The organism is Pelagimonas sp., assembly GCF_058892305.1.
In genome coordinates, this window is sequence record NZ_JBZXVN010000044.1 from 114,134 (window position 1) to 134,089 (window position 19,956).

A 19,956-nucleotide genomic window follows, 5' to 3' on the forward strand; every position below is an offset into this window, starting at 1 on the left:
TTTTCCAATCAGAACAATAACCAATTGTTTTAATCAGGATTGACTTACCCGAGTCTAACAGTCATATTAAGCAGACCAGCCAGCCCAAGGGGTCAGCCAATTCCTTGCGAAAACGGAGATAGCCGATGTTGAAAACCGTCGCGCAGACTGCTGGTAAAACGATAAAACCTTCCCAAGAGGTGTCTTTCAGCTTCAGCCTTGGACTTCCCCGTTTTCGCAATCTCGAATCTTTTCTGGACCTGATCGAGCACGCCGGAGGTGCTGACACATGACCCTGAACATTGCCCATGACCTTGCAAACCACCCTGTTCAACGTCTGCCGATTCATGACGCGACCGAGCTGACCGACGGCGGCAGCTTGGCCAATATTCAACTTGGCGAACAGGTCTATACCCTGCGCATCACCCGCGCTGGCAAGCTTATCCTGACCAAGTAAATCACATAATTTCGGGCCAATTTGGCATAACCCATCGAGCAGGTGGATGTGCCCGTTGACAGGTGGTGACGGGCCTGCCCCTCTTGGCCCAAAGGGCCCATTCACCCCGGAGTTTACCGGGCAAGATGAAAAACAGTTGTCGCAGACGCTTAGATTTGGGGCAGATTGAGGCCGGGTTCTGCCATGTATTAAGAGCGAAAACGTCTTTTGTGCGCTGGCTCTCAAAGGCTCGCCCCAATATTTGTCCGGTCTAAGCAAATCTCGCGCAGTTCCCGGTGCTCTTTGGGTGACGTTGAAAAATCAAGGCGTTCAAACCCTAACCGCCAGCCCCCTTTTTTGGGGGAGAGATTGGGTCAGCTTCGGCTGGACCATCAGGCTGTCGAACCTGCGGTGTACCGCCACCTCCTGTCGGCCGAATGGTACGCCAAAGGCTCGCTTCGATAAGCTTGCCCCCGTTTTGAACCTGCCCAAACGCGCGCTGACTTGGAGCTGAGCCAGAAACCAATAGCTTTTGAAAGCTCATGCCCTTCTGGTATTGGGACTCTTTTTGCACAGCACCACCCGTTTGGGGGATAGGACTGATTTTTCCAAACAAATACAGTGGGTGCGCAGCGAGGCTGGCCGCACCCTTATCAGCACCAGACCCTTTTTATCCGACTTTTCCCTATCACCAGATTTTTTGGTCAGTTTCGCTGCACTCACCTGCGACCGCGCGGCAATTGCTTGCGGTCTCTAACGACGCTAGGCTCTCTTTCATGAAAGGGAGGTTTACGATGTTACGACGTAGCTTTGTTTTTTCCGGCACCGCGTTTTTAACCGCCTGTGCTGCGCGCTCCGGCACCTTGGCTTTGGCCCCGAATTCCACATTGATCGTAGTGCGCCATTCAGATCGGGACGGCGAAAATCTCAGCGCCGCCGGAAAACTACGCTCCAAGTCCTTGGTCAAAGCGCTGGACGGTATGGAGCTGGACGCCATTTATTCACCCGGCATAAAACGCAACCTCGACACCGCCGCCCCTTTGGCCAAAGCGCGCGGCCTGCCCGCTCAACGAATTCCGCAAGAGACCCCAACCGCCGGGCTGGTCACGCAAGGCGCGGGCAAATCGGTAATTTGGATTGGCAATAAGGGCAATATCAACACCATCTGGGAGGACCTGCGCCTAAGCGATCCGGCCCCATTGGAATATGGTGATTTGCATATTATTCGCTCGGATGCTGGCGGCGCGGTCACGATTGAACGCCGACGTTTTGGCGCGTGAAACGTGGATGAGTATCCAAAGTCTAGGATAAAAAGACAAAATCCAACGCCGCCAATCCGCCCATCACAAGGCGGATCAGAGGTTTGTTTTAGTTAGGCAGAGGCGTCTTCCAACATGAGGTCCGAGGCTTTCTCACCAATCATGATCGCCGGGGCGTTGGTGTTGCCCGAAACGATTTCGGGCATGATCGAACAATCTGCGACCCGTAGGCCTTGAATGCCATGAACACGCAAGCGTTCGTCGACAACAGCCATCCGATCACTGCCCATTTTGCAGGTTCCGGTCGGGTGGTAGATTGATGCGGTGTTGTTGCGGGCCCAATCCAAGGTCGCCTCATGGTCGTCCATAGGCAGCGACGCATTGGGCCGAAACTCCTCGGAAATCTTTGAGGTCAACGGCGCGTGCCGGGCGATGTTACGGGCAATCTTAACCCCCTCCACCACCGTCCGACAATCGGTTTCGGTCGACAGGTAGTTGGGAATGATCTTGGGATAGGTACGCGCATCCGACGACACGATACGAATTTCCCCTTTGGATTCAGGGCGCAACTGACAAACCGACATGGTAAAGGCCGAAAACGGATCGGCCCCTTTGCCGGGGTTTTCGGCCGAAAGCGGTTGCACATGGAACTGAATATCCGGCGTCTCTAGATCAGGCCGGGTTTTCAAAAAACCAGTGGCCAGCGAGGCCGCCATCGTCATTGGGCCTGCGCGGAACATCGCGTATTTCAGTGCAATCTTGGCCTGCCCAAACAGGCTGCGCACCTCGTCGTTCAACGTGGGTTCGTTGCATTTGTAGACCAGCCGCGCCTGAAGATGATCTTGCATGTTTTTGCCAACACCGGGCAAATCCTTGTGCACCGTGATACCGTTTTGGACCAACTGTTCGGCCTCACCAATGCCCGACAACATCAAAAGCTGAGGTGAATTTATCGCCCCTCCGGCCAGGACAATATCCTTGCGCGCCCGCACCCTATGCAACTGACCGGCCCTGTCGCGATAGGTCACACCGGTCGCGCGCGTCCCGTCCAGCTCGATCTTTTCGGCCAGCGCATGGGTGATGATGCGCAGGTTGTCGCGCCCGCGCGCCGGGTTGAGGTAGGCCACAGCCGAGCTACACCGACGGCCATTTTTGGCCGTGAGCTGAAAGAAACCGACGCCTTCTTGAGTTGCCCCGTTGTAGTCGGGGTTAAACTTATGGCCTGCCGCCTGCGCCGCCGCGACCCAGGCGTCGGTGATCGGGCGTTGGATTCGCATGTTGGACACGGACAAAGGTCCGTCATCACCATGAAACTCATCGGCGCCGCGTTCGTTGTTTTCCGCCCGTTTGAACAGCGGCAAAACTTGGTCCCAGCCCCAACCTTTGTTGCCCATCTGTTGCCAGCGGTCATAATCCTGCGCCTGACCACGCACATAAAGCAACCCGTTCAACGAAGACGAGCCGCCCAAAACCTTGCCGCGCGGCCATTCGATCGACCGCCCATTCAGCCCCGGATCGGGTTCGGTTTTATAGCACCAATCCACCGATGGATTGTGGATGGTTTTGAAATAGCCGACCGGAATATGGATCCATGGGTTCCAATCCCGCCCCCCCGCTTCCAGCAAAACAACCTTATTTTTCGGGTCAGCCGACAGACGATTCGCCAGAACACAGCCTGCCGAGCCTGCCCCCACGACGATAAAATCTGCATCAATTTCTGACATTTAACTCCCCTCCCGGCCGGTAATGTGCGGCAATTTGAACTTTTCCCTTGCTCAAACCACCATAGTCACCCCATTATTGAGACTGCAAGTATCAAAATTGCACGAATGGGAGGAAACACTATGAAAGCATCGAAAGCCCTCAGTGGCATTTCGCGCCGCGACCTTTTCAAGCTGACGGGTCAGTTTGGGATTTCGTCGGTTGTTTTGGGCGCTGGCGCTCTGACCGGCGCGGCGACCCTTGGCTCGGTCGCGCAGGCTGCCGAAAGCACCTACACAAAACGCTTTGCCAAAGAGCCCAAGCACACGCTGAAACTGGGAGCGTCCGGCTTTAACGCCCGCAACCTGTTGATCGAACGCGCTGGCGTTCTGGAATTTGCCCGCGATCTGGAGGAACGCACCGAAGGCGAGATTCGTGTCGAGTTCATCGGCGACAACCAAATTTGTGGTCAGCTGAGCTGTGTTGAAAAGACCCAGCTGGGGGTTGTCGACATGTACGCCGCGTCGACCCAGAACTCCGCCGGTGGCGCGCCCTATCTGAACGTGCTCGACTATGCCTATATGTTCCCAAGCCGCGCCGCCCAGTATCATTTCCTCTATAGCCCCGAGTCGCAAAAGCTTTTGCGCGAGCCGCTTGAAAAGCGTCATGGGCTGAAATTCCTGTTTAGCCACTGCGAATTGCGCGGGCTTCAGATGGGATCGTCCTTTGCCGACAAACCCACCGTGACCAAGCTTGAAGAGCTGTTTGGCACCAAAAACCGTGTCACTGGCACCCAGTTGGGCCGCATCGCGATGCAGCTTTTGAACCTGAACCCGGTTCCGGTTGCTTGGGAAGAAACCCTTGATGGTCTGAAACAGGGCCTGATTGATGGGGCGGAAACTTGGGCCTCGGCTGTGGCTTATGCCAACATGTCGCCGGTCGTGTCTCAGTCCGTTGACCTGAAATTCTTCTGCGGGACCGAGCACACATCCATGTCGGCCAAAGTCTTTGACGCTATGGACGGTCATCTTCAAGACGCGATCATGGAATCCGCCTATCTGGCGCAGGTCCATGTTCAGGCCGCCAACGAAGCGGCTCTGGTCAAAACTGTTGGCTTCTCGGACCCACAGCTGCCGGACACCATCTTTGTCAAAGACGGCGTGCGTCCTGCGTTCTTGGCTGATGATCAGATCAAAATGGCCGAGGAAATGTGTTCACCCGAGTTCAACCCAGAGCCATGGGCCCAGTGGCGGGACCGTCTCAACAAATGGTCAGGTGGTCACGACACCTACAAGGAAATCTATGACGTTGCGCGTCAGATTCCCAAAGACACCCTGCCAGAAAACGTCGAACCTCGTCGTTGGTGGCGGTCGGCCTAATTCGGCTACACTAAGGGATGGGCCGTTTGGCCCATCTCGCACCGCTGCGCGAGACAGCGGTTTTTTTACATTTACGGCACACCTAAGGAGGAGAGGTTATGACCGGTTGGTTTCAGGGCGCAAGAGAGATTTTTGCAGCCCTCGCCGAGGGCGATTCATGGATGTTGAGCGAGGCAATGGGAGCCCCAGCCATTTGGCCACTTGGGCTGATTGGCATGCTCTGCGCCGCGACATTTATCCTTGTTCTTTATCGGGTTAGCCCCTGGATCGAGCGCAACTTGGAATCCAGCGTGATGGTGGTATCCTACCTCACGATTGGCGGCATCATCTTTGTCGAAGTGTTCCGCCGGTTTGCCTTGGGTCTTCAGGCCCCATGGTCCACAACGCTACCACCATTCCTATTCCTAATCATGACGTGGTTTGGCTGCTCTTATAATGTCAAACTGCGCACCCATTTGGCCTTTGCCGAATTTCGCACGGCCATGCCGCGTATCGGTCAAATCGCCTGCCTGACCCTCGATGCGGTGCTTTGGATCGGCTTTAGCTGGATCGTTGTTGTCACCTCAAGCCGCGTTGTCGCCAACTCGGCCGCCAATTTTCAAATCATGCTGGGCACCGACAACATCATGCAGTGGTGGTTCCTTCTCGCGGTGCCGATTTCCTTCACAATGCTCGTGGCGCGGGTCTTGGAAAACTATCTCACCGACCTCGCCAACTATCGCTCAGGCGACATCCTGATCAAACAAGCCGTAATCGGAGGGGACTGACGTGACCGACGGAACCATCATCACTTTGCTCTCTGTGGGCGTAACCATCCTCTTCATGCTTGGCGTGCCCGTTTTTCTGGTCATTGGCTATTGGGTTGTCGGCATGTCCTTCTTGCTGCAACTGCCGCTCGACAATATCGGCGCGGCGCTTGGCGACGTCTTTACCGATGGGTTTGCCCTGTTGGCGATGCCGCTGTTTATCCTGACCGGTGACCTGATCAACCGCTCGGGCATTGCCCGCCGCCTGTCTGATTTCGCCTACTCCTGCCTCGGTTGGATCCGGGGTGGTTTGGCCATGGCAAGCCTCGGCGCCTGCGGGTTATTCGCGGCGATCTCTGGATCGAACTCGGCCACCACCGCCACCATCGGCTCAATGTTGCACCCCGAAATGGTCAAAGGCGGCTATGACGAACGCTTTTCGGCCGCCACCGCCGCCGCAGGCGGCACGGTGGGTATCATCATTCCGCCATCCATCATCTTCATTGTCTACGGGTTCCTCCTCAATCTCCCGATTTCGGATTTGTTCGTTGCCGGAATCATTCCCGGAGCAATGATGGTGGGCGGGATGATGTTGGCCTGCTTTGTGATCTGCTACCGTCACGGCTGGGGCCACCTCATCGCTCTTGATCCCATGCGCGTGTTCAAAACCGCCGTTGGGGCTTGGCTCGGCTTCTTTGCCATCGGCCTTGTGCTTTGGGGCATCTATACTGGTAAATTCTCTCCGACCGAGGCCGCCGGTGTCACCGTTGGGTTCTGTGTCATTGTTGGCTTCCTAAGCCTGCCGATCCACAAAATCCTTGGCCGCGACGAATCTCGCCCTGTTAGCGAAAAGAGCGTCGCAGAAATGCTTGTCGTCCAAGGGTTTGGCCCGCTCGAATTGCCGTCGATCACCATGCGTTCGGCCCAGATCACCGGCATTCTTGCCCCGCTGATCGCCGTATCGGTTGTTATGCAACAAATCCTCTCGGTGCTTGGGGCGCAACAAATCATCGGTGATTTCGTCACCTCAATGGGCGGTTACTACGCAGTTCTCTTTACCTCGATGGCCATCGTCTTTGTCGCGGGCATGGTGCTCGAAAGCCTGCCGGTAACGATCATCCTTGCCCCGATCTTGGCCCCGATTGCCCATTCTGTCGGTGTCGAACCGGTGCAATTCTCGGTGATCTTCTTGGTTGGCGCGTCGATTGGGTTCATCACACCTCCCTATGGTTTGAACCTCTATGTCGCGTCAGGCGTAACAGGCGTTCCCTACTTCCGCCTCCTGCGCTATACCGTGCCATATCTATTCTCGCTGATCGCGGTATGGCTCATTGTGGCGCTGGTTCCAGCCCTCTCAACGGCCCTGCTACCGACCTAACGACGGAGCTGCACATGGACGGGGACAAGCCCGATACGATCCCAACAAATCTCAGGCTGTTGCTTGTTATTGAAGAGGTCGCGAGGGCCGGTGTTCCCGTCACGCCAACATCGGTGAATGACCAAATCGGCTTGCCCAAGCCCACCATTCACCGGCTGTTTGCCACCCTCGAAGAAGAGGGTTTTTTGCAAAAAGACATGGACGGGCGCACCTATTCGCCCGGTCCCCGGCTTCGGGTTGTTGCCGGGGGCATCCTGTCGTCGCTGCGCATTCGCACCGCCCGGCAATCCATCCTGCGCAAGCTAAGCCAGAAGGTCGGGGAAACCTGCAACATCGCCTTGGCCGATCGCCACGCGATGACCTATCTGGAACGGGTCGAAACCGAATGGCCGCTGCGCATTCAGCTTCCCATCGGGACGCGTGTGCCCTTCTATTGCACCGCCTCTGGCAAGATGTATCTCTCCTCTTTGGCGCGCGCGCATTTGCAACGCTACCTAAGCTCGACAGACCTTGAGAAACGCACCGCCAACACCATCACCGACCCCGATGAACTGGTGGCCGAAATCGCTCAGGTGCGCAAAAACGCCTATGCGTTGGATCGCGAAGAATTCATGGATGACATGATCGCACTGGCGGTTCCGATCCCGGACGTGCATGGCCGCTTGATGGCAACATTGTCCTTTCACGCGCCGACCCAACGCTTTGATGTTGATCATGCGCTGGCGTTTCTGCCCGCCTTACAAGAGGCCGCGTCAGAGCTGTCTAGCTTGGTGTCCGAAGAATAATCCTTTGGTGATCTGGTCTCTAGGTCCAAATTTGATCACATTACCTTGCCACGGCTGAAATACGCTTGATCTTCGCCTAAGCGCCTCCATTAATGGGCCGGTTGCCGCCTTTGTGCGGTGGGATTTCAATATGGGGGGGCCAAATGGCACTCTTTGATCAGGTTTACATCGACGGCACTTGGCAAAAGGCCAACGGTGAAACCCGCGCCGTGATCAACCCCGATACCGAAGCCCAAGACGCAAGGCTGATCTGTGCGTCCCCTTCGGACTGCGCGGCCGCCGTAGCCAGCGCGCGCGCCGCTTTTGACGCCGGGTGGGGCCGCTCTGATACGGCCATGCGCAGCGCCGCCTTGGCCCGGATCATCACCGAAATCGAAGCCCGCGCCGAGGCCTTGGCGACCTGTATCAGCGCCGAGATTGGTGCCCCGATTGATTTTGCCCACACCGGTCAAGTCGCGGCCGGGTTGGCGCATCTGCGCGCCACGCTTGCCGCGCTCGAAACGCTCACAAATGACGCGCCTTTGACCACCGCCCCCGATCATCGCATCCGCCACGAACCCCTTGGAGTGGCCGCGCTGATCACGCCTTGGAACTGGCCTCTCAATCAGGTGGCGCTGAAACTTGGCGGGGCCATTGCGGCGGGCTGCACGATGGTGCTCAAACCCTCTGAACTTTCTAGCCGCACTGCCATCATCCTGACCGAGGCCATCATCGCCGCCGATCTACCACCCGGTGTGTTCAACATGATCACCGGCGCGGGTGACATCGGTGCGGCCCTCATTTCGAACCCCGATGTGGATGTGGTGTCCTTTACCGGATCGACCGCAACCGGGCGTTTCATTGCCGCCGAAGCCGCACAAAGCATGACCCGCACCACTTTGGAACTTGGCGGCAAATCCGCCAACCTGTTGTTCGCCGACTGCGATCTACCCACCGCCATCACCCAAGGCCTCGCCCATTGTTTTCGCAATGCCGGGCAATCCTGCAACGCCGCCACCCGGATGCTGGTGGCGCGCGACATCTATAATGACGCCCTCACCTTGGCCGCGCAGATCGCGACGCAAACCGAGGTCAACCGCCCGCACCTTTCCGGCGCCCATATCGGCCCACAGGTCAGCGCGGCGCAATTTGCCAAGGTGCAATCCTTTATCGAAACCGGCGTGGATCAAGGCGCGCGCCTTGTTGCCGGAGGTCCGGGTCGTCCCAATCACCTGCCCCGCGGTTTCTATAGCCGCCCGACGGTCTTTGCCGATGTCCGCCCTGACATGTCCCTGTTCCAAGATGAGATTTTTGGCCCGGTCCTAACCATGACCCCGTTTGATAGCGAAGAAGAGGCCATCGCTCTGGCCAATGCCACGCCCTACGGACTTGCGGGGTACATTCAGACCGCAGATGCCAAACGCGCCGATCGCGTCGCCCAAGCCTTGCGGGTTGGTATGGTCCAGATCAACGGCCAAAGCCGCGAAGCCGGGGCCCCCTTTGGCGGGCGCGGTCTTTCGGGATATGGCCGCGAAGCCGGGATTTGGGGCATCCGCGCCTTTCAGGACATCAAATCCATCAGCGGCGCAGCGGCATTCTAGGCCAAGCCCAATAATGCCTCACTCCGACGGGGCAACCACCACATCTGTGTCCCAGTCCGCACAGCGCGCCGCCAACTCCTCGGACAACGGCGCATCGGTGAAAAACGTATCAATCTCGGCAAGCGAAGCAATCCGCGCCGGGGCCGTCCGGGTAAACTTGGACCCATCCGCCACCAAAAACGTCTTGCGCGATTGGCGCAGGATGGTTTGGCTGACATCCACCTCTTGAATATCAAAATCCAACAAATCGCCCTCTTGATCCAAGGCGGAACAGCCAATCACCGCCAAATCAACCTTGAACTGTTTGATCGTGTTGGCGGCAAGATTGCCGATCAACCCGCCATCGGTGCGCCGTAAACTGCCCCCTGTCACCACGATCTCACAGCCCGAATGACCGGCCAAGATATTGGCGACATTCATGTTATTGGTCACAACCATCAAATTCCGATGGCCTTGCAACGCATGGGCCACCGCTTCGGTGCTCGTGCCAATGTTCAAGAAAAGCGAAATATTATCCGGGATTTGCGCCGCACAGGCTTTGGCGATCTCGGCCTTGGCGTCGGGGTTCAAAACCCGCCGCTCTTCATAGCCGATATTGGTGGTCCCCGACGGCAAAACCGCGCCGCCATGCACCCGCTCCAACTGACCGGCCTCGGCCAAATCGGTCAAATCCCGGCGGATGGTTTGCAACGTCACGCCAAAATGCGCCGCCAGCCCATCCACCGTCACCTTGCCTTCGCGCCGCGCCATATCCAAAATCTCGGGGTGCCGAATGGTCTGTGACATCACCGTTACTCCGATTCACAAAGCGCGTTCAGCGCATCAATCAAGGCCTCATGACGTTCATCGCCAAGACGATCCCGAAACCCATCCATAATCCCCGTCACCTGCTCTAGGTTTCGGTCGATGATCTCTTGCCCTGCCGGGGTAATCGCCAAATTCTGGCGTCGCCGATCGCCTTTGTCCTGCACCCGCGTCAACAAACCTTTTTCGGTCATTGCCCGCACAATTCGCGTTAGGCTAGGCAAAAGCAAACTGGCGCGTTCCGACACTTCGGTGGCATCAATTGACCCGGCTTCGGACACTATGCGCAACACCCGCCATTGCTGTTCGGTGATCCCCTCTTCGACCAAAATCTTGCGGATCGGGGCCATGATGCTTTCCCGCGCCCGGATCAAAGAAATCGGAAGCGAGCGCGACGTTGGGGGAAGTTTTGCTTTGCCTGTCATGACGCCTGTCGTTGTCGATCCACTATCAATTTGGGGCGCACCCTAAATTGCTTTCGATGTTAATGGAAGAGAGCCATAAACCACAGGCGCGGCGATGGGGTTGAGCGGCCCCGAGGCCGCGTGGCAGGCCCGGTGAAACGCCCTCTTGGTCGCACCCAACAAAGGTCAATTCCTGACTGATTCCCTTATGAAAGCGGCAGCGAATCAATTCATTGGTAATGTAATGAAAAAACCGGCCAAAATTGAAGATGTGAGATATTGGCACATTTTTTTCTCACTTTCTTCAAACCGAGGTCAACCTAAATAAACATTCCCCATGCAGCTTAAATTATGAGCAATTTCATACCCCTAAATTCAATTCAAAAAACAGAATATTATCAACCGCTTGTGCCACACAATATTCATCTTTGAACATGACATAAGTCAATTCGCCGGATTTTGCACAAGAGTACAGCTTGTCCCAAGCCAGATTGGGGCACGCAATGCAACATCAGCCAAAACGACGCGCATTTCTAAAGGGACGGATCAACCGGCCCCTCGCTATGCGTCCGCCCGGTGCCTTGGAAGAGGAAGCTTTCGAAGACGCCTGCACCAAATGCGGCGACTGCGCGACGTCGTGCCCCCAAAACATCATCAGCTTTGATAGCGACGGATTGCCAACCGTCGATCTAACAGTGGCGGAATGCACCTTTTGCAATGTCTGCGCCGAAGTCTGTGAGCCAAAGGCCATTGATTACGCCGATAGCTGGGACTGGCGCGCCCGCGCCGATGACAGTTGCCTGTCGGCCAATGGCGTGACCTGCCGCACCTGCGAAGACCAATGCGACCAACAAGCGATCGGGTTCAAGCTTCAAACCGGTGGCCGCTCCGAGGCCCAATTCAACACCGACGCCTGTACCGGATGCGGGGCCTGTGCCGCCGCCTGCCCGTCTGGCTCGATCAAGTTTTACACCCCCAAAAACGCAAGCCCTCATTCGGGCCCCAACCCAGAAGGAAAGGCAAAGACATGCTGAATATTTGCGGTTGCCTTGTCCACGTGATGCCGGGGATGGCCGATAGTGTCATCGAGGCCATCAACGCGACGGACGGCGGCGAAGTCCACGCCCATGAAAACGGGCGCATTGTCGTGACCGTCGAAGATGCGGGCGACAGGCGCGCTTCGGACCAGATCATGGACATGCACCAGATCCCCGGCGTGCTCACAGTCACGCTGACTTATCACCATTTTGAACCGCTTAACGAAGCGCCCAATGTAACGCCCGGCCTGCAACAGGCCGCCGCGCCAGCTCTCTGAGGAGGCCTAGCCATGACACTAAAAACCGACCGTCGTAAATTCCTAAAGGCATCGGCCGCAGCGGCCACCGCCTCGGCCGCCGGCATTACCTTGCCCAACGCCGCCGCCGCCCAAGTGGGCACGCCTGACATTCGCTGGGACAAAGCCGCCTGCCGTTTCTGCGGAACGGGCTGTTCTGTTCTGGTTGGGGTCAAAGATGGCCGCGTCGTTGCGACCCAAGGCGATCCGCAAGCCCCGGTGAACCGTGGTCTGAACTGCATCAAGGGCTATTTTCTGTCCAAGATCATGTACGGCAAAGACCGCCTGACCACGCCGCTTTTGCGCAAGTCCAACGGCGTCTATGACAAAAACGGCGAATTCGAACCGGTAAGCTGGGACGAAGCCTTTGATGTCATGGCCGAAAAGTGGAAAGATTCGATCAAGAAGAAAGGCCCAACCGCCGTTTCTATGTTCGGCTCGGGCCAGTGGACCGTTTGGGAAGGTTATGCCGCCGCCAAGTTCATGAAGGCCGGTCTGCGCTCCAACAACATCGACCCCAACGCCCGCCACTGTATGGCCTCGGCGGTTGTCGGCTTTATCCGCACCTTTGGCATTGATGAGCCGATGGGCTGTTATGACGACCTTGAGCACGCCGATACCTTTGTGCTCTGGGGCTCCAACATGGCCGAGATGCACCCGATCCTGTGGTCGCGTCTCACCAACACCCGTCTGACCAAGCCCGGTGCCGAAGTGCACGTATTGTCGACCTTTGAACATCGCTCGTTTGAGCTTGCCGATAACGGCATGATCTTTACGCCTCAAACCGATTTGGCGATCCTGAACTACATCGCCAACTACATCATCCAAACCGGTGCGGTGAACAAAGAGTTCGTCGAGAAAAACGTCAACATCACCAAGACCAACACCGATATTGGTTATGGTTTGCGCCCAACTCACGAGCTTGAGCAAGCCGCCACCAACCCCGCCCACGAAGGCAAACACGGCAAGCTGACGCCGATGACCTTTGAGGAATATGCCGAGGCAGTCTCAAAATACACCGTTGAATACACGGAAGAATTGTCTGGGGTTCCTGCCGCCAAGCTCGAAGCACTGGCCAAACAATACGCCGATCCAAACCGCAAGGTTATGTCGCTCTGGACCATGGGCTTTAACCAGCACACCCGCGGGTCCTGGGTCAACTCGCTCATGTACAACGTCCACCTTCTGGTTGGTAAAATCTCTGAGCCGGGCAACTCGCCCTTCTCGCTCACAGGTCAGCCATCCGCCTGTGGCACGGCGCGTGAGGTCGGCACCTTTGCCCACCGTCTGCCCGCCGACATGGTTGTCGCCAAAGAAGCGCACCGTGATTTCGCCGAAGACAAATGGATGCTGCCCAAAGGCACCATTCCCCCCAAGCCCGGCTTCCACGCCGTGTTGCAGCACCGCAAACTCAAAGATGGTGATCTGAACTGTCACTGGGTGCAGTGTAACAACAACCTGCAAGCCGCGCCGAACATGAACGAAGAAGGGTTTCCGGGCTATCGTAACCCCGAAAACTTCATCACCGTGTCCGACCCCTACCCAACCGTCACCGCATTGGCCGCTGACCTGATCTTGCCCACCGCCATGTGGGTCGAGAAAGAGGGCGCATACGGTAACGCCGAACGCCGCACCCAATTCTGGCGCCAGCAGGTGGATGCACCGGGTGAAGCCAAGTCTGACATGTGGCAGGTGATGGAATTCGCCAAACGCTTCAAGGTCGAAGATGTCTGGCCCGAAGAGCTGATCGCGCAAAAGCCGGAATATCGTGGCAAAACCATCTACGAGATCCTCTACGAGAACGGCAAGGTCAACAAATACCCGCTGTCCGAAACCGCCGAAGGCTTTGCCAACGATGAAGCCACCCACTTTGGCTACTACGTCCAAAAAGGTCTGTTCGAAGAATATGCCGAATTTGGTCGCGGCAAGGCCCACGATCTGGCCGACTTTGACACCTATCACAAGGCGCGCGGCCTGCGTTGGCCGGTCGTGGATGGCAAGGAAACCCTGTATCGCTTCCGCGAAGGCTATGACCCCTACGTCAAAGAAGGCGAAGGCGTCAAATTCTACGGCAAGCCCGATGGCAAGGCGAATATCATCTTCGCGCCATACGAACCCGCCGCAGAAGAGCCCGATGAAGAATATGACCTGTGGTTCGTCACCGGCCGCGTTCTTGAACACTGGCATTCGGGCTCGATGACCCGCCGGGTTCCTGAACTGCACCGCTCCTTCCCATCGGCTGTGGTGTTCATGCACCCGGCGGATGCCAAGGATCGTGGCCTGCGTCGTGGGCAAGAGATCAACGTCTCCACCCGCCGTGGCGAAGTTCTGTCGCGGGTGGAAACCCGTGGCCGCAACAAGATGCCACGCGGCGTTGTCTTCATGCCTTGGTTCGACGAAGGCCAGCTCACCAACAAGCTGACCTTGGACGCCACTTGCCCGCTCTCGAAAGAGACCGACTTCAAGAAATGTGCATGTAAAATCGAACGCGCATAACGCGCTGATTTAACGGAGAAAAGACCATGCCCGCCCCGAAAAGCAAAAAGCCAATGGATCGGCGTCGCTTCCTTAAGGATGCGTCGCGCGGTGTCGCGGGTTGCGCTTTGGCGGGCATGGGTTTGACGCAATTTGTTTCGGATGCCCGCGCCTTGCCGGCGCAAGCCATCCGTCCGCCAGGGGCGCTTGAGGAGAGCGATTTCCTGGCGGCCTGTATCCGTTGCGGGCTCTGTGTCCGCGACTGTCCCTATGACACGCTGAGCCTCGCCCAACTCGGGCTTGATGGCCCGGCCACAGGGACCCCGTTTTTCACCGCCCGCGATGTGCCTTGTGAGATGTGCGAAGACATCCCCTGTGTTGTCGCCTGCCCCACCGGTGCGCTTGATCACAACCTCACCAACATCGACGACGCCGATATGGGCGTTGCGGTTTTGATCGACGAAGAGGCCTGTTTGAACGCCCTCGGGTTGCGCTGTGACGTCTGTTATCGGGTCTGCCCCGTCATCGACGAGGCGATCACACTGGAACTGCGCACCAATGAACGGTCTGGAGCCCACGCGATCTTTATGCCGGTTGTGCACTCTGATGCCTGCACCGGCTGTGGCAAATGCGAAAAATCCTGTGTTCTGCCGGATGAAAGCGCCATCAAGGTGCTTCCCAAACGCATCGCCCAAGCCCATAGCGCCGACCACTACAAACTCGGCTGGGAAGAGAACAACCCGCTGGTGGATGAACTCATCGACCTGCCCGACCGCCTGCCCGGTTCGGGCACCGACAACCTTGCCGCGCCCGGTGGTTTCCTACCCGGCGATCTGCCTGATCCCTCGATGGAGGGCGGCTTTACCTCGGGCTTCAAACTGCCCGGAACCGGGGGGGCAGGCCAATGAGCGACAAGACAAAACTCCCCGTAGGGTACGAGGCGATCCGCGACAAAGGTTGGCTTAACGCCCATAAATTCCTATTGCTGCGCCGCGCCAGCCAGCTGTTTTTCCTCGCCCTTTTCCTACTTGGCCCATGGTTTGGCATCTGGTGGTTCAAGGGCAATCTCTCTGGCTCTCTGACCTTCAATTTCCTGCCGCTCACCGACCCCTTTCTCACCCTTCAGGGCATGGTCGCCGGGCATTGGCCGGCGCTGACCGCGCTGATCGGCGCGTTGATCGTTGGTGTCGCCTATGCAGTTATCGGCGGCCGGGTCTACTGTTCTTGGGTTTGTCCGATCAACCCCGTCACCGATGGCGCGCATTGGTTGCATGACAAGCTTGGCATGACCAAAGGCTGGCAGCCAAAGAAAGAGACCCGCTACTACGTGCTTGGCATGGTGCTGATCGTCTCGATGCTCACCGGCACCATCGCTTGGGAGTTTGTGAACCCGATTAGCATGGTTCATCGCGGTTTGATCTTTGGTGTTGGCTTTGCTTGGGCCTTTGTGCTCGCGGTCTTCCTCTTTGACTTTGCCGTGTCGCGTCGCGGCTGGTGTGGCCATCTTTGCCCGGTCGGCGCCTTTTACGGCTTGCTTGGCACCGGCTCTGTCGTCCGCATCACCGCCAACAAACGCGAGGCCTGCGACGATTGCATGGATTGCTTTGCCGTCTGCCCCGAAATGCATGTCATCACCCCGGCCCTGCGCGGCTCTGACGATGACACCCCGCTTATTCTGTCGCCCGATTGCACCAATTGCGGACGTTGCATTGATGTCTGTTCGGTCGACGTTTTCGAATTCACCCACCGTTTCGACGACACGCCCGCCCCTGGACGCGTTCGTCAAAAATCAACCCCTGCGCCAAAGGCCGACAAGGCGGCCTGAGCAAGCCCGTCAGGGCATATAGAGGAGAAATGATATGAAAAAGCATAGCCTTATCAGCGCCCCGATTGTCGCCTTGACCGTCTCGGCCCTGCTTGTAGCAGGCGTCGCATATGCGCAGCAATCCAGTGTTCAATCCCTGCGCGGTGCCGATATCGACGAACCTGTGGTTGTCGATCAGGTCCACCGTCAAGATGACAGCGGTCGCTTTACCCGCAACTATCGCCAACAGCCGCCGCTGATCCCGCATTCCACCGCGCAGTATCAGATTGACCTGAACGCCAACCAATGCCTGACCTGCCATGACTGGACTCGGGCCGGTGATCGTGGGGCGCCGACCCTGTCGATGACCCATTATATGGGCCGCGACGGCGAACAGCTCGATAGTGTCGCTGGGACCCGTTGGTTCTGTACGCAATGTCACGTTCCACAGGCAGACGCGCCGGCGCTGGTCGACAACGTCTTTGAACCCTCGAACTAAACCGCGCAGAGGAGCTGACTGATGTCTGACCAAAATGCATCCAAACCCGGATTGCTCAAGAGGTTCTTTACCCCTTCTGCGGTCTATTCCTTTGGCGGAATCCTAATTGGCGGGTTCATCGCCGGGGTCATTTTCTGGGGCGGTTTCAACTGGTCCCTTGAAATGACCAACACCGAAGAGTTCTGCATCTCGTGTCACGAGATGGAGGTGAATGTTTATGCCGAATACCAAGGCACCATTCACCAAAACAACGGGTCTGGCGTGCGCGCCACCTGCCCCGATTGTCACGTGCCCAAAGATTGGGGGCCCAAGATGATCCGCAAAATCCAAGCGTCCAAAGAGCTTTATGGCCACTTCATCACCAATGTGATCGACACGCCCGAAAAGTTTGCCGAACACCGGTCTGTTATGGCGTCGCGTGAATGGGCCCGGATGAAAAAGACCGACTCAAAAGAGTGCCGCAACTGTCACAACTTTGAGTACATGGATTTCACCCAGCAAGAAAACCGCGCGGCTGAAAACCACCAAAAGGCCTTGGACGAGGGAAAAACCTGTATCGATTGTCACCAGGGTATCGCGCATGACTTGCCTGCCAACTATCTGGAACATTACGAAAATGTTGTGTCCGAGTTGGATGAAAAGGGTCTGATCCCACCGGCTGCTGGCACCGAGTTTGCCGATGGCAAGGCCGCAATCGAGCGTCATCTCTCCGACCATTGATGGATTGACGAAACACAAAATAGGGCGTCCCATGCGGGTCGCCTTTTCCAATTTGAGGTCCCAAATGCAGATCGCCTATCTCAAATCCGCCGACGGTGTGGACGTCAACGCGACCCTCGCCGAACTGGCTGCGCGCCTGCTTGATGATGGGCTGCGCGTTGTGGGCACCACCCAAACCAACACCGCCCGCGCCGACACGCATAAATGCGACATGGATGTGCGGGTTCTGCCCGATGGCGAGATCATCCGCATCTCTCAAAACCTTGGGCCCAAGTCCCGCGGCTGCCAGCTTGATCCCGATGCGCTGGAACAGGCGGTTGCCGCCACCTTGACCCGGCTTGAGGGCGCGGATCTTTTGATCATCAACAAATTCGGCAAACACGAGGCCGATGGACGTGGCTTCCGCGAGGTGATCGGGGCCGCCATGGAACGCGGCATTCCGGTGCTTGTCGGCACCAATGGCCTCAACCTTCAGGCCTTTCTCGACTTTACCGATCGCGCCGCCACCTGTCTGCCCTGTGACCTTGATCAGCTCTCCAGTTGGGCCCAAGCGCTCAAGACGGCCGCCTGACGCCGCCCGGCCGCGACCTTTTGCAAACAAAACACGCATCCCAACAGAATCGCCTTGTAAAAAAGGCAAATCCAGTCTACGCGCACAGCTTCAACGCGGGGTGACAGCCTTGGAGGCACCCTGCCCTATATTATGGAGAATACAAAATGGCTAAAGAGATCCCAAATCTCACAGCTACCGTTCGCGCGGGGACAGGCAAGGGCGCCGCTCGCCAAGCACGTCGTGACGGTCAAGTTCCAGGTATCGTTTTCGGGGGCGAAACTGATCCGCAGCCGATCAACGTTCCTTTCAACGTTCTGCTCAAGCACCTCAAAGCCGGTCGCTTTAAGTCCACCCTGTGGAACCTGCAGGTCGAAGGTCAAGAAGACGTGCGCGTCATCTGCCGTGACGTTCAGCGCGATGTTGTCAAAGATCTGCCAACACACGTTGATTTCATGCGTCTGCGCCGCACATCCAAAGTGGCTCTGTTCATTCCCGTTGAAGTGATCAACGAAGAAGACGCCCCCGGCATCAAAAAGGGCGGTGTTCTGACTCTGGTCCGTCCCGAGGTTGAACTGGTTGTGACCGCCGGTGACATCCCTGAGAAACTGGTTGTTGACCTTGCTGGCCGCGAAATTGGCGATGTGATCCACATTTCCGACGTTGCTCTGCCCGAAGGCTCCAAAGCCACGATCGACCGTGACTTTGTTGTCGCAAACCTCTCGGCCCCATCGGGTCTGAAATCATCTGACAGCGAAGATGACGGTGAAGTCGCCGAAGAGGCAGCCGCCGAAGAATAAGCCGCATTAACATGATGCACGGCCAAGCCCCGCTCACCCGAGCGGGGCTTTTCTTTTGGCCAGCTCTAAACCTCTAAACAGGCCCACAGATCCTTTTTACGAAACGGCTTGGCCAAGAACCCGTCCATTCCAACCGCCCGACAGGCCTTGGCATCGCTTTTCTGAGTGTTTGCCGTCACAGCCAGAATTCTACATTTCTGCCGCCCGGTCTCTTCTTCATGCTGCCGGATCAACTTGGTCGCTTCCAAGCCGCCCATCACCGGCATCGACAAATCCATCAAAACCAAATCATACTCCGCCTTGCGAAAGGCCTCGACGGCAATCACACCGTTTTCGGCGAAACAAATCTCGGCTCCGGTTGTCTTGAGCATTTTTCCAATGACCAATTGATTGGTCTTATTGTCTTCCGCCACAAGGACTTTCACCCCCTGCGCCCGACCGAAATCCGGGGTCGCAACCTCCGAACTGGCCATGTCCCCCCCTTGTTGGACAAGCGTCTGGACCGGAAGCGCGGTGGCGGCTGCCTGCAACTCCAGATCAAGTGACACGGTAAAGGTTGCGCCTTGGCCGGGCACAGACGTGACCGTCAAATCGCCCCCCATCCGTTCGACAAAGTCCAACGAGATCGCCAACCCAAGCCCCGTCCCCTCGGATCGCGCCTTAGGAGAGCCATCAGCCTGCTCAAAGGCCGAAAACACCTTGTTGATTTGGTCCGCGGCAATGCCGCATCCGGTGTCCGACACCGCCAATCCAAGCGCCCCCGCCGTGGCCGATGGGTCATAGGACACAGTGATTGAAATATGGCCCGTGTCGGTAAATTTGATCGCGTTCCCGACCAGGTTCAACACCACTTGCCGGATTTTACTTGCGTCACCAATGAAATCCGATGGCACGCCCTCGTCGTAAAGAACCCGTAATTCCAACCCCTTATAGGCCGCTTTGGCCGAAAGAAGGATCGCAATTTCGTTGATCAGCGAGCGTAGCGAAAACGGCTCATAATAGAGTGAAACCTTGTCAGCCGTAATTTGCGAAAAATCCAAAACCTCATTGATGACATCCAACAAGGCGTTGGTGGAATTGAAAATCGTATCGGCAAATAGGGTTTGTTCCTCATTCAATTGCGTCTCACGCAACATCTCACAAATGCCAAGGATGCCGTTCATAGGTGTGCGAATTTCATGGCTCATATTGGCCAGAAACCGTTCTTTGGCCTGGTTTGCGTCTTCCGCTTTTTTCTTGGCAATCTTGGTGAGCTCAAGGGCCGCATCCCGCTCGCGTTCAGAGGTGATGTCAGCCGAGGAGCCAACAAGATGCGTCAGTTTTC

The 19,956-nt window shown here is 57.0% G+C and carries 21 protein-coding genes; 17 read left to right on the forward strand and 4 right to left on the reverse strand.

All coding sequences use genetic code 11. The features are described from left to right. Positions 1 to 125 precede the first annotated feature (125 nt). From AC5EFR_RS18145 to AC5EFR_RS18155, 3 genes are all read left to right on the forward strand, one after another. A complete protein-coding gene (locus AC5EFR_RS18145; RefSeq protein WP_493577161.1) occupies positions 126 to 272 on the forward strand; it encodes a hypothetical protein in 147 nt (48 codons plus the stop codon). Next, positions 269 to 436, forward strand: a complete 168-nt coding sequence (gene hemP, locus AC5EFR_RS18150; protein WP_299924344.1) for a hemin uptake protein HemP — start codon at positions 269 to 271, stop codon at positions 434 to 436. Before AC5EFR_RS18145 ends, hemP begins: the two co-directional genes overlap by 4 nt. A 773-nt stretch (positions 437 to 1,209) precedes the next feature. Then, positions 1,210 to 1,695, forward strand: coding sequence for a histidine phosphatase family protein (locus AC5EFR_RS18155; protein ID WP_493577162.1), 486 nt, complete (start codon positions 1,210 to 1,212; stop codon positions 1,693 to 1,695). Positions 1,696 to 1,787: 92 nt separating this feature from the next. On the opposite strand, the gene AC5EFR_RS18160 is transcribed toward AC5EFR_RS18155, so the two are convergent. After that, positions 1,788 to 3,398, reverse strand: a complete 1,611-nt coding sequence (locus AC5EFR_RS18160; RefSeq protein WP_493577163.1) for a GMC family oxidoreductase — start codon at positions 3,396 to 3,398, stop codon at positions 1,788 to 1,790. Positions 3,399 to 3,518: 120 nt separating this feature from the next. Here AC5EFR_RS18160 and AC5EFR_RS18165 point away from each other — a divergent pair, with 120 nt between their 5' ends. The 5 genes from AC5EFR_RS18165 (at position 3,519) to AC5EFR_RS18185 (ending at position 9,243) form a co-directional block, all read left to right on the forward strand. Beyond that, a complete protein-coding gene (locus tag AC5EFR_RS18165) occupies positions 3,519 to 4,754 on the forward strand; it encodes a TRAP transporter substrate-binding protein (protein ID WP_493577164.1) in 1,236 nt (411 codons plus the stop codon). Positions 4,755 to 4,852: 98 nt separating this feature from the next. Further along, positions 4,853 to 5,521, forward strand: coding sequence for a TRAP transporter small permease (locus AC5EFR_RS18170; RefSeq protein WP_493577165.1), 669 nt, complete (start codon positions 4,853 to 4,855; stop codon positions 5,519 to 5,521). Between the two features lies 1 nt (position 5,522). Beyond that, positions 5,523 to 6,878: a TRAP transporter large permease gene (locus AC5EFR_RS18175; RefSeq protein WP_493577166.1), complete on the forward strand. Its 1,356-nt coding sequence runs from the start codon at positions 5,523 to 5,525 to the stop codon at positions 6,876 to 6,878. A gap of 14 nt (positions 6,879 to 6,892) precedes the next feature. Next, positions 6,893 to 7,663 (forward strand): IclR family transcriptional regulator, encoded by a 771-nt coding sequence (locus AC5EFR_RS18180; protein WP_493577167.1) that lies wholly within the window; start codon positions 6,893 to 6,895, stop codon positions 7,661 to 7,663. A gap of 143 nt (positions 7,664 to 7,806) precedes the next feature. Next, the gene (locus AC5EFR_RS18185) at positions 7,807 to 9,243 is read left to right on the forward strand and encodes an aldehyde dehydrogenase family protein (protein ID WP_493577168.1); all 1,437 of its coding nucleotides are present in this window, start codon (positions 7,807 to 7,809) and stop codon (positions 9,241 to 9,243) included. Between the two features lie 18 nt (positions 9,244 to 9,261). Here AC5EFR_RS18185 and AC5EFR_RS18190 read toward each other — a convergent pair whose 3' ends face one another. Together AC5EFR_RS18190 and hpaR are read right to left on the reverse strand one after the other, a co-directional pair. After that, the gene (locus tag AC5EFR_RS18190; protein WP_493577169.1) at positions 9,262 to 10,029 is read right to left on the reverse strand and encodes a DeoR/GlpR family DNA-binding transcription regulator; all 768 of its coding nucleotides are present in this window, start codon (positions 10,027 to 10,029) and stop codon (positions 9,262 to 9,264) included. A gap of 5 nt (positions 10,030 to 10,034) precedes the next feature. Then, entirely contained in the window at positions 10,035 to 10,472 is a 438-nt protein-coding gene (gene hpaR, locus AC5EFR_RS18195; RefSeq protein WP_493577170.1) for a homoprotocatechuate degradation operon regulator HpaR, read from the reverse strand. A gap of 482 nt (positions 10,473 to 10,954) precedes the next feature. Here hpaR and napF point away from each other — a divergent pair, with 482 nt between their 5' ends. The 9 genes from napF to AC5EFR_RS18240 all read left to right on the forward strand — a co-directional run bounded on the left by napF (position 10,955) and on the right by AC5EFR_RS18240 (position 18,632). Beyond that, positions 10,955 to 11,485, forward strand: a complete 531-nt coding sequence (gene napF / locus AC5EFR_RS18200) for a ferredoxin-type protein NapF (protein WP_299924312.1) — start codon at positions 10,955 to 10,957, stop codon at positions 11,483 to 11,485. Continuing rightward, positions 11,479 to 11,766 carry a chaperone NapD gene (locus tag AC5EFR_RS18205; protein ID WP_493577171.1) on the forward strand — a complete coding sequence of 96 codons (288 nt, stop codon included), beginning with the start codon at positions 11,479 to 11,481 and terminating at the stop codon, positions 11,764 to 11,766. Before napF ends, AC5EFR_RS18205 begins: the two co-directional genes overlap by 7 nt. Positions 11,767 to 11,778: 12 nt before the next feature. Then, on the forward strand, positions 11,779 to 14,280 hold the full coding sequence (gene napA, locus AC5EFR_RS18210) for a nitrate reductase catalytic subunit NapA (RefSeq protein ID WP_493577172.1): 2,502 nt from the start codon (positions 11,779 to 11,781) through the stop codon (positions 14,278 to 14,280). Positions 14,281 to 14,306: 26 nt separating this feature from the next. Continuing rightward, positions 14,307 to 15,167, forward strand: a complete 861-nt coding sequence (gene napG, locus AC5EFR_RS18215; RefSeq protein ID WP_493577173.1) for a ferredoxin-type protein NapG — start codon at positions 14,307 to 14,309, stop codon at positions 15,165 to 15,167. Continuing rightward, entirely contained in the window at positions 15,164 to 16,084 is a 921-nt protein-coding gene (gene napH / locus AC5EFR_RS18220) for a quinol dehydrogenase ferredoxin subunit NapH (protein WP_493577174.1), read from the forward strand. Before napG ends, napH begins: the two co-directional genes overlap by 4 nt. A 34-nt stretch (positions 16,085 to 16,118) precedes the next feature. Beyond that, entirely contained in the window at positions 16,119 to 16,562 is a 444-nt protein-coding gene (locus AC5EFR_RS18225; protein WP_493577175.1) for a nitrate reductase cytochrome c-type subunit, read from the forward strand. A 21-nt stretch (positions 16,563 to 16,583) separates the two neighbouring features. Further along, positions 16,584 to 17,282 (forward strand): NapC/NirT family cytochrome c, encoded by a 699-nt coding sequence (locus AC5EFR_RS18230; protein WP_493577176.1) that lies wholly within the window; start codon positions 16,584 to 16,586, stop codon positions 17,280 to 17,282. Between the two features lie 64 nt (positions 17,283 to 17,346). Further along, positions 17,347 to 17,853 (forward strand): DUF2478 domain-containing protein, encoded by a 507-nt coding sequence (locus AC5EFR_RS18235; protein ID WP_493577177.1) that lies wholly within the window; start codon positions 17,347 to 17,349, stop codon positions 17,851 to 17,853. A 146-nt stretch (positions 17,854 to 17,999) separates the two neighbouring features. Further along, positions 18,000 to 18,632 carry a 50S ribosomal protein L25/general stress protein Ctc gene (locus AC5EFR_RS18240; RefSeq protein WP_493577178.1) on the forward strand — a complete coding sequence of 211 codons (633 nt, stop codon included), beginning with the start codon at positions 18,000 to 18,002 and terminating at the stop codon, positions 18,630 to 18,632. A 65-nt stretch (positions 18,633 to 18,697) separates the two neighbouring features. On the opposite strand, the gene AC5EFR_RS18245 is transcribed toward AC5EFR_RS18240, so the two are convergent. Further along, positions 18,698 to 19,956: ATP-binding protein (locus tag AC5EFR_RS18245; protein ID WP_493577179.1), on the reverse strand; the 1,259-nt coding region annotated here is incomplete at its 5' end.

Excerpts from the sequence above, each read along its gene's own strand:
- AC5EFR_RS18145 (WP_493577161.1), top strand. The coding sequence starts at position 126 with ATGTTGAAAACCGTCGCGCAGACTGCTGGTAAAACGATAAAACCTTCC.
- hemP (WP_299924344.1), top strand. The coding sequence starts at position 269 with ATGACCCTGAACATTGCCCATGACCTTGCAAACCACCCTGTTCAACGT.
- AC5EFR_RS18155 (WP_493577162.1), top strand. The coding sequence starts at position 1,210 with ATGTTACGACGTAGCTTTGTTTTTTCCGGCACCGCGTTTTTAACCGCC.
- AC5EFR_RS18160 (WP_493577163.1), bottom strand. The coding sequence starts at position 3,398 with ATGTCAGAAATTGATGCAGATTTTATCGTCGTGGGGGCAGGCTCGGCA.
- AC5EFR_RS18165 (WP_493577164.1), top strand. The coding sequence starts at position 3,519 with ATGAAAGCATCGAAAGCCCTCAGTGGCATTTCGCGCCGCGACCTTTTC.
- AC5EFR_RS18170 (WP_493577165.1), top strand. The coding sequence starts at position 4,853 with ATGACCGGTTGGTTTCAGGGCGCAAGAGAGATTTTTGCAGCCCTCGCC.
- AC5EFR_RS18180 (WP_493577167.1), top strand. The coding sequence starts at position 6,893 with ATGGACGGGGACAAGCCCGATACGATCCCAACAAATCTCAGGCTGTTG.
- AC5EFR_RS18185 (WP_493577168.1), top strand. The coding sequence starts at position 7,807 with ATGGCACTCTTTGATCAGGTTTACATCGACGGCACTTGGCAAAAGGCC.
- AC5EFR_RS18190 (WP_493577169.1), bottom strand. The coding sequence starts at position 10,029 with ATGTCACAGACCATTCGGCACCCCGAGATTTTGGATATGGCGCGGCGC.
- hpaR (WP_493577170.1), bottom strand. The coding sequence starts at position 10,472 with ATGACAGGCAAAGCAAAACTTCCCCCAACGTCGCGCTCGCTTCCGATT.
- napF (WP_299924312.1), top strand. The coding sequence starts at position 10,955 with ATGCAACATCAGCCAAAACGACGCGCATTTCTAAAGGGACGGATCAAC.
- AC5EFR_RS18205 (WP_493577171.1), top strand. The coding sequence starts at position 11,479 with ATGCTGAATATTTGCGGTTGCCTTGTCCACGTGATGCCGGGGATGGCC.
- napA (WP_493577172.1), top strand. The coding sequence starts at position 11,779 with ATGACACTAAAAACCGACCGTCGTAAATTCCTAAAGGCATCGGCCGCA.
- napG (WP_493577173.1), top strand. The coding sequence starts at position 14,307 with ATGCCCGCCCCGAAAAGCAAAAAGCCAATGGATCGGCGTCGCTTCCTT.
- napH (WP_493577174.1), top strand. The coding sequence starts at position 15,164 with ATGAGCGACAAGACAAAACTCCCCGTAGGGTACGAGGCGATCCGCGAC.
- AC5EFR_RS18225 (WP_493577175.1), top strand. The coding sequence starts at position 16,119 with ATGAAAAAGCATAGCCTTATCAGCGCCCCGATTGTCGCCTTGACCGTC.
- AC5EFR_RS18230 (WP_493577176.1), top strand. The coding sequence starts at position 16,584 with ATGTCTGACCAAAATGCATCCAAACCCGGATTGCTCAAGAGGTTCTTT.
- AC5EFR_RS18235 (WP_493577177.1), top strand. The coding sequence starts at position 17,347 with ATGCAGATCGCCTATCTCAAATCCGCCGACGGTGTGGACGTCAACGCG.
- AC5EFR_RS18240 (WP_493577178.1), top strand. The coding sequence starts at position 18,000 with ATGGCTAAAGAGATCCCAAATCTCACAGCTACCGTTCGCGCGGGGACA.